At 69.1% G+C, this 5,538-nt stretch carries 4 protein-coding genes and 1 pseudogene; 3 read left to right on the top strand and 2 right to left on the bottom strand.

What is annotated here, in order from left to right; translation table 11 throughout:
• Positions 1-533: 533 nt before the first annotated feature.
• Positions 534-743: pseudogene (locus tag ACFV6D_RS30605) on the top strand (transposase); the annotation flags it as partial.
• A gap of 816 nt (positions 744-1,559) precedes the next feature.
• On the opposite strand, the gene ACFV6D_RS30600 reads toward ACFV6D_RS30605, so the two are convergent.
• Positions 1,560-1,973, bottom strand: coding sequence for a hypothetical protein (locus ACFV6D_RS30600; protein WP_380561987.1), 414 nt, complete (start codon positions 1,971-1,973; stop codon positions 1,560-1,562).
• A 303-nt stretch (positions 1,974-2,276) separates the two neighbouring features.
• Between ACFV6D_RS30600 and ACFV6D_RS30595 the strand changes: the two genes are divergently transcribed.
• Positions 2,277-2,996: a zinc-ribbon domain-containing protein gene (locus tag ACFV6D_RS30595; protein ID WP_380561985.1), complete on the top strand. Its 720-nt coding sequence runs from the start codon at positions 2,277-2,279 to the stop codon at positions 2,994-2,996.
• A 528-nt stretch (positions 2,997-3,524) separates the two neighbouring features.
• Here ACFV6D_RS30595 and ACFV6D_RS30590 read toward each other — a convergent pair.
• Positions 3,525-4,319, bottom strand: a complete 795-nt coding sequence (locus ACFV6D_RS30590) for an exodeoxyribonuclease III (protein WP_380430816.1) — start codon at positions 4,317-4,319, stop codon at positions 3,525-3,527.
• Positions 4,320-4,604: 285 nt separating this feature from the next.
• Between ACFV6D_RS30590 and ACFV6D_RS30585 the strand changes: the two genes are divergently transcribed.
• The gene (locus tag ACFV6D_RS30585) at positions 4,605-5,378 is read left to right on the top strand and encodes a GntR family transcriptional regulator (RefSeq protein WP_363376523.1); all 774 of its coding nucleotides are present in this window, start codon (positions 4,605-4,607) and stop codon (positions 5,376-5,378) included.
• Positions 5,379-5,538 lie beyond the last annotated feature (160 nt).

The following is a 5,538-nucleotide window of genomic DNA, read 5'->3' as shown; positions in this document are numbered from 1 at the left end:
GGGGGGGCCCCGGCGGGCGGCCCCCCCCCCCCCGGGGGGGGGGGTGTGCGCCGCGGGGTGGGGGGGCGGGGGGGGGCCCCGACCCCGGGGGGGGGGCCCCCCCCTCGGCGGCTGGCGACCCTTGCCCTCCGCCCGCTCGGTGCCGCCGACCGGGCGGGCGACAAGGGTCGCCAGCCTGGAGCGCGAAGGGCCGGCTGCCGCCGGTCAGCCGGGCCCGGGTACGAGCGGGGGCCGTGCCGGTTCGGCCGGTCGCCGCGGATCCGCGCTGGCCGTTGCGGCCGGCATGCTCTGTGTCGCCGGCATCGCCCCGGTGGCGCTGTCCGGGACCGCCCACGCGCAGGGCACCTGCACGGTCTCGGGCCCCACCACCACCTGTACGTTCGCCTTCACGGGCGCCGAGCAGACGTTCACCGTCCCGAGCGGCGTCACCCAGGTCGACGTCACGGCGATCGGCGCGGCCGGCGGCCTGGAGGGTGTCAACAAGACGCCCGGCGGCCGCGGCGCGCAGGTCTCGGGCACGGTCACCGTACCTGCGCCGCCGACAGATCCCCGCCCGCATCGCCCGCCGCGGGATCGAGACCTCCAGCCGTCTCGGCCGGCACCGCTGGGTGATCGAGTGCACCGTTGCGTGGCTCGGCGGCTTCCGCAGACTTCACCGTCGCTACGAGCGAAAGGCCGACCACTTCGCCGCCTTCGCCAGCATCGCAGCAGCCCTCATCTGCACCCGACGCCTCTCCAAATGAGATCTCCTTTTAGTACTGTTCGACGTCACTGAGGCACCTGTACCCCAGGACGCAGGCCCACACGGCGACGAACACGCCGACGATGACGAAGCCGACGCTGATATCAGTCGCTGTCAGCCCGGAGACGGGGGGACGGTAGGGCTTCGGTCGGCCACGACCCGCCAGTGTGTCCCCAGCCCCACTGGTCAAAACACCTAGGCGGCAGGCCTCTTGGCGGCAGCGCGCGCCGTTGTTGCGTTGGCGGCTGAGTTGACACGCGCCGTGTGGGCGCGCCGCGAGACCTCGCCCCCGAAGGGACTCCAGCCATACAGCGATGCCAGCAACTCAGCCACCGCTGCGACCCCTGCGGACACAGACGTCGTGAGCCGCGCCATAAGAGCCGGCGGCCGGGCAACCAGCCGGCCGCGACTCTGCGAAGCCGTGATGGCGCATTGCTCGGACCAAAGCTCAAAGACCTGTGCAAGGCGCGCAAAGAAGACGGCGACGAGAGCCAAGGACGCGTAGAAAGCAATGAACCCTACAATGACACGCTGGGCAACACCTGGGGGTGGCGTGCCAGGAGCCCATGGCCAGCCCATTGCTTCATGGACGCCGCCATACCCAAAACACGAGGCGAAGAATGCAGAAGCCACCAAAGGGCTTCCGATGTCCTCGTAGTCGTCTGCATCCTCATTGCCCTGCTCGGGGGGCCGCTGGCCTGGGTGGGAGGTGTCGGCGCTCTTCTTCCCGTACGGCGGTAGGAAGACCTGCCATATCCCGCCATGGACGTTCCCGCCGACGAAGGTGCCAGACCCGTGGTTGTGCTGCTCCCTGCGGTCATCGTCCGCCATCTGGCGTCCCGCCCTGACTGAGAGTCAGGCCACCGTAGACGTTCCCGCCGATGAAAGTCCCCGTTCCAGAGTTGCGCTGGTTCCACACGTTCGAGGTCGACGGCATGGGCTGCGCGAGCCCATCGACCTCGGCCATCGCCTCTCGGTGTTCGGACAGGTATCGCGCGATGGCCTCTGCCCATGCCTCGGTCGCCGCAGCCCGTACTTCCCCGTCTTCGGAGGAGAGCTGCGCTGCGGTGGTGCCGACCGCCACGGTAGCTGCTTGCTGCTGGTGGGCCGTTCCAAGGCGGAAGAAGTGTGCCACTGTGGACTGCATCTTCCCGGCGCCCCAGGTGGCGATGGCGGCAACCAGCGTCCCCGCTGCGCCGGTCGCCACTGCTGTGATCTCAGCGTCGTACATGATCGAGACGATCTCCCCGTTTCGTGGCCGCGGTCCGCAGCCGAACCTACCGTCGGCGCCACCCGCGCGTGGGCGAATCCGTTGACTGGCGGTGGTGATGAAGAGGGTGAACCTGCAATGGACACATCTAGGCCGGCCGGATCGACAAGCACGCGGAAGCTCGTGGTGGACAAGCGATCTTGGCCGTGAACCCGTTTACCAGGAGCTTCTTCACGTCCGAACACCGCCTCCAGCCCAACTACCCACCCACCCATTCAGGTTGAAAAGAGCTCACTGTCTGTGCCGGAAGTTAGTCTCACAACCATGACACCTACGGACCTACCGGCAGCCGACCATCGCGAGATGAGGCAGGCAAGAGGTGCCAGCCTAAGGCTGGCCGCGCCACAGGTAGTCGGCGAATGGCATCCCGTTCGTAACGGTGAACTCATTCCGGACTCGGTCGCAGCAGGGTCGAGCCGGAAGGCGTGGTGGCTCGGCCCGTGTGGCCACGAGTGGCAGGCAGTGGTCCACAGCAGGAGCGGTGGATGCGGATGCCCCTACTGCGGCAGCCGCAGAGTGGGATACGGCAACGACCTGGCGACTCAGTTTCCGAATGTGGCTCGTGACTGGCACCCCACCCGAAACGGTGATGCCCAACCGGACCGAACCGCACCCAAGTCGAACAGGAAGGTGTGGTGGCTGGGATCCTGCGGTCACGAGTGGCATACGACCGTGGCGAACCGCACAGCCAGGCGTTCCGGATGCCCGTACTGCGCTAATCAGAAGGTCGGGTATGGCAACGACCTCGCCACGCGGCACCCGGAACTCGCAGCACAGTGGCACCCCACCCGCAATAGCGGCCTGTCACCAGAGCAAATCCCTTACGGGGCACGACTCAACGCATGGTGGCGCTGTGCCAGCGGCCACGAATGGCAAGCCATGGTCTTCAAGCGATCCGCTGGACACGGGAACGGAAATCGGCAGGTGAATCGCCGCTGCCCGAGCCAAGGGTTGTCCCGCAACGGCGGGACGCAAGTGAGATGACCTCTCATGCCATCAGTGTGCTCGCGACCACTGGCAGCGCCCCCGTGGCCCGGTAACGCCCATCTGTGACACGGCGGGCGGCGACGACCGGCGGGTGCTGGCGGGTGCTGGCGGTGTGGGGATTCCGAAGGAACCGGCCGGCCCCGGGCGCTCGCCGAAGGCCCGGCCGACGCGGGAGCGGCGAAAAGGTTGGTGTGCAGGGCCGACGGAACCGGGTAACGTCTTTGCCATGTTCTTCCAGACGCCGACTTACGAGTGAGCGCGCTGGGGGTCAAGGGGTTGCGGGCGGTGGCCGTATCTAGAGGGATGTTCGGGTCTGGATCGTCGGGGGAGCTGATCTGGGGCGGACAGGTGCTTCGCTTGTGGAAGCAGGGTCACGTGAATCGCTTTGCTGAAAAATCCACTCCGGGAGTGCCGTGCGACTTCCTTCGCCGCTGGCGTATTTGCTACCGAGAGGAAGCCCCGACGTGTGGAATGCCCCGCGTCGGGGCCGCCTCTTGATTCTGTCGAACTACCAGTTTCTGCTGCCTAGTTGTTCAGATCGAACACTGCCGTGACCGGTGCGTGGTCGGACCAGCGCTCGGTGTGGGTGGCGGCCCGCTCGACGTAGGCCTCGACGGCCTTGGCGGCGAGGCCCGGGGTGGCGACCTGGAGGTCAATTCTCCAGCCGGAATCGTTGTCGAAGGCGCGGCCGCGGTAGGACCACCAGGAGTAGGGGCCGGTGCGGTCGGGGTGGAGGGTGCGGACGACGTCGACGTAGCCGGCTTCGTCGTAGACGCGGGAGAGCCAGGCGCGTTCTTCGGGGAGGAAGCCGGCTGACTTCTGGTTGGCCTTCCAGTTCTTGAGGTCTTCGGGGCGGTGGGCGATGTTCCAGTCGCCGCAGACGACGACCTCGCGGCCGTCGGCGGCGGCGCGGGTGCGGAGGGCGGTGAGGTGGACGAGGAATTCCGCCATGAAGCGTTCCTTCTCGTCCTGGCGTTCGGTGCCGACCTCGCCGGAGGGGAGGTAGAGGCTGGCGACGGTCAGCCCCGGCAGGTCGATCTCGACGTACCTGCCCGTGTTGTCGAACTCCTCGGACCCGAATCCGATGACGGTCCGCTGCGGCTCCTGGCGGGACAGGACGGCGACGCCGGCCCGGCCCTTGGCGACGGAGGGGGCCCAGACCGCGTGCCAGCCGTCGAGGTCGCGCAGTTCGACGGGCAGTTGCTCCGGCTCGGAGCGCACCTCCTGGAGGCAGACCACGTCCGCCTCGGTGCCGGCCAGCCACTCGACGAAGCCCTTCTTGGCTGCCGCCCGGATTCCGTTCACGTTCACACTCGTCACCACGATCACCCGGGCAGCCTACCGAGTGCCGGGGCCTGCGCCGAAGCGTGACGCGCACCGGCTGTGGGATGACGTGAACGCGGCATGAATGTGTGCGACAGTCGCACCAAGCCGCGCCATTGGTCTTGACCATCTCCGGACGATGCCCCTAGGGTCGCTTACTGCAAAGACCTTTAATAAAGAAGGACGGATAAAAGCCCGCTCTCCCACCTGCCGCATCTGCGGACAGCGGGCTCGGGATCCGACCTCCTTACCGCAGGGTGGACAAGCAGGGTGGAGGACACGGTGGGGACGACTGGACAGCTTTCGGCGGTGCCGGAACCGAAGTACTGGCACCTGCGTACGGTGCTGCTGCGGGCCATCGACTCGGAGTTCTCCACCGGCCAGGTCCTGCCCAACGAGCGCGAGCTCTCCGCCCGCTTCGGGGTCGCCCGGGCGACCCTGCGGCAGGCCCTCGACCAGCTGGAGCTGGAGGGCCGCCTGGTGCGCCGCCGGGGGATCGGCACCCTGATCGCCGCCCCGCGGGTCGGCGTCCCGGTCAACCGGCAGGAGGAGGGCTGGCCCGGCGTCGGCCGCAACCAGGCCTGGCGGACGGTCGACTGCACCACCGCCCCCGCCCCGGCGCAGCTGGCCAAGGGCCTCGGCATCGCCGAGGGCGCCACCGTGCACACCGTCCGCCGGGTTCGCCTGGTGGAGGGCCGGGCGGTGGCCACCGAGTCGCTGCACGTCCCGGCCGCCGCGCTGCCGCACCTGCCCGGCTTCCGGGCCGAGAGCGACCGGGCCCGCTCGGTGCTGCGCCAGCTGGAGCGGCTGGAGGTGGACGGCGAGTCCCGCGCGGTCGAGCTGGGTGTCGCCGAGGCCGCCGAGGGCGCCCTGCTGGAGCGCCCGCCCGGCTCGCCGGTGCTGGTGATGACCACCCAGTACGCGTCGGCCGGCCGCCTGGTGGCGCTCGCCGTCGCCACCTACCGGGCCGACACCTGCAAGCTGACCTTCGGCTCGACCGGGCTGGTCGAGGTCACCCCGGTCGGCGCTGCGGCCGAGGTCCGCACCGCCTCCTGAACCACTTTTCCGACACCCTCAGGCCGAGGCCTGGACGCCCGACCGGCGTCCGGGCCTCGGTCGTTGTGCGGGCGGATTTGTCCGGGCGGAGCTGAGTTCGGACCTCAGCCCGGGACCGGTCCCCGGGGGGTGTGGCGGGCCCGCACTCGCGGGCGGTGGC

The organism is Kitasatospora sp. NPDC059812, from assembly GCF_042732075.1.
Taxonomy (GTDB): Bacteria; Actinomycetota; Actinomycetes; order Streptomycetales; family Streptomycetaceae; genus Kitasatospora.
This window is presented reverse-complemented; position numbering and strand designations above follow the sequence as displayed.

What these genes read in the sequence shown, in the direction of transcription:
- ACFV6D_RS30600 (WP_380561987.1), bottom strand. Translation starts at nt 1,973, where the DNA reads ATGTACGACGCTGAGATCACAGCAGTGGCGACCGGCGCAGCGGGGACG.
- ACFV6D_RS30595 (WP_380561985.1), top strand. Translation starts at nt 2,277, where the DNA reads ATGACACCTACGGACCTACCGGCAGCCGACCATCGCGAGATGAGGCAG.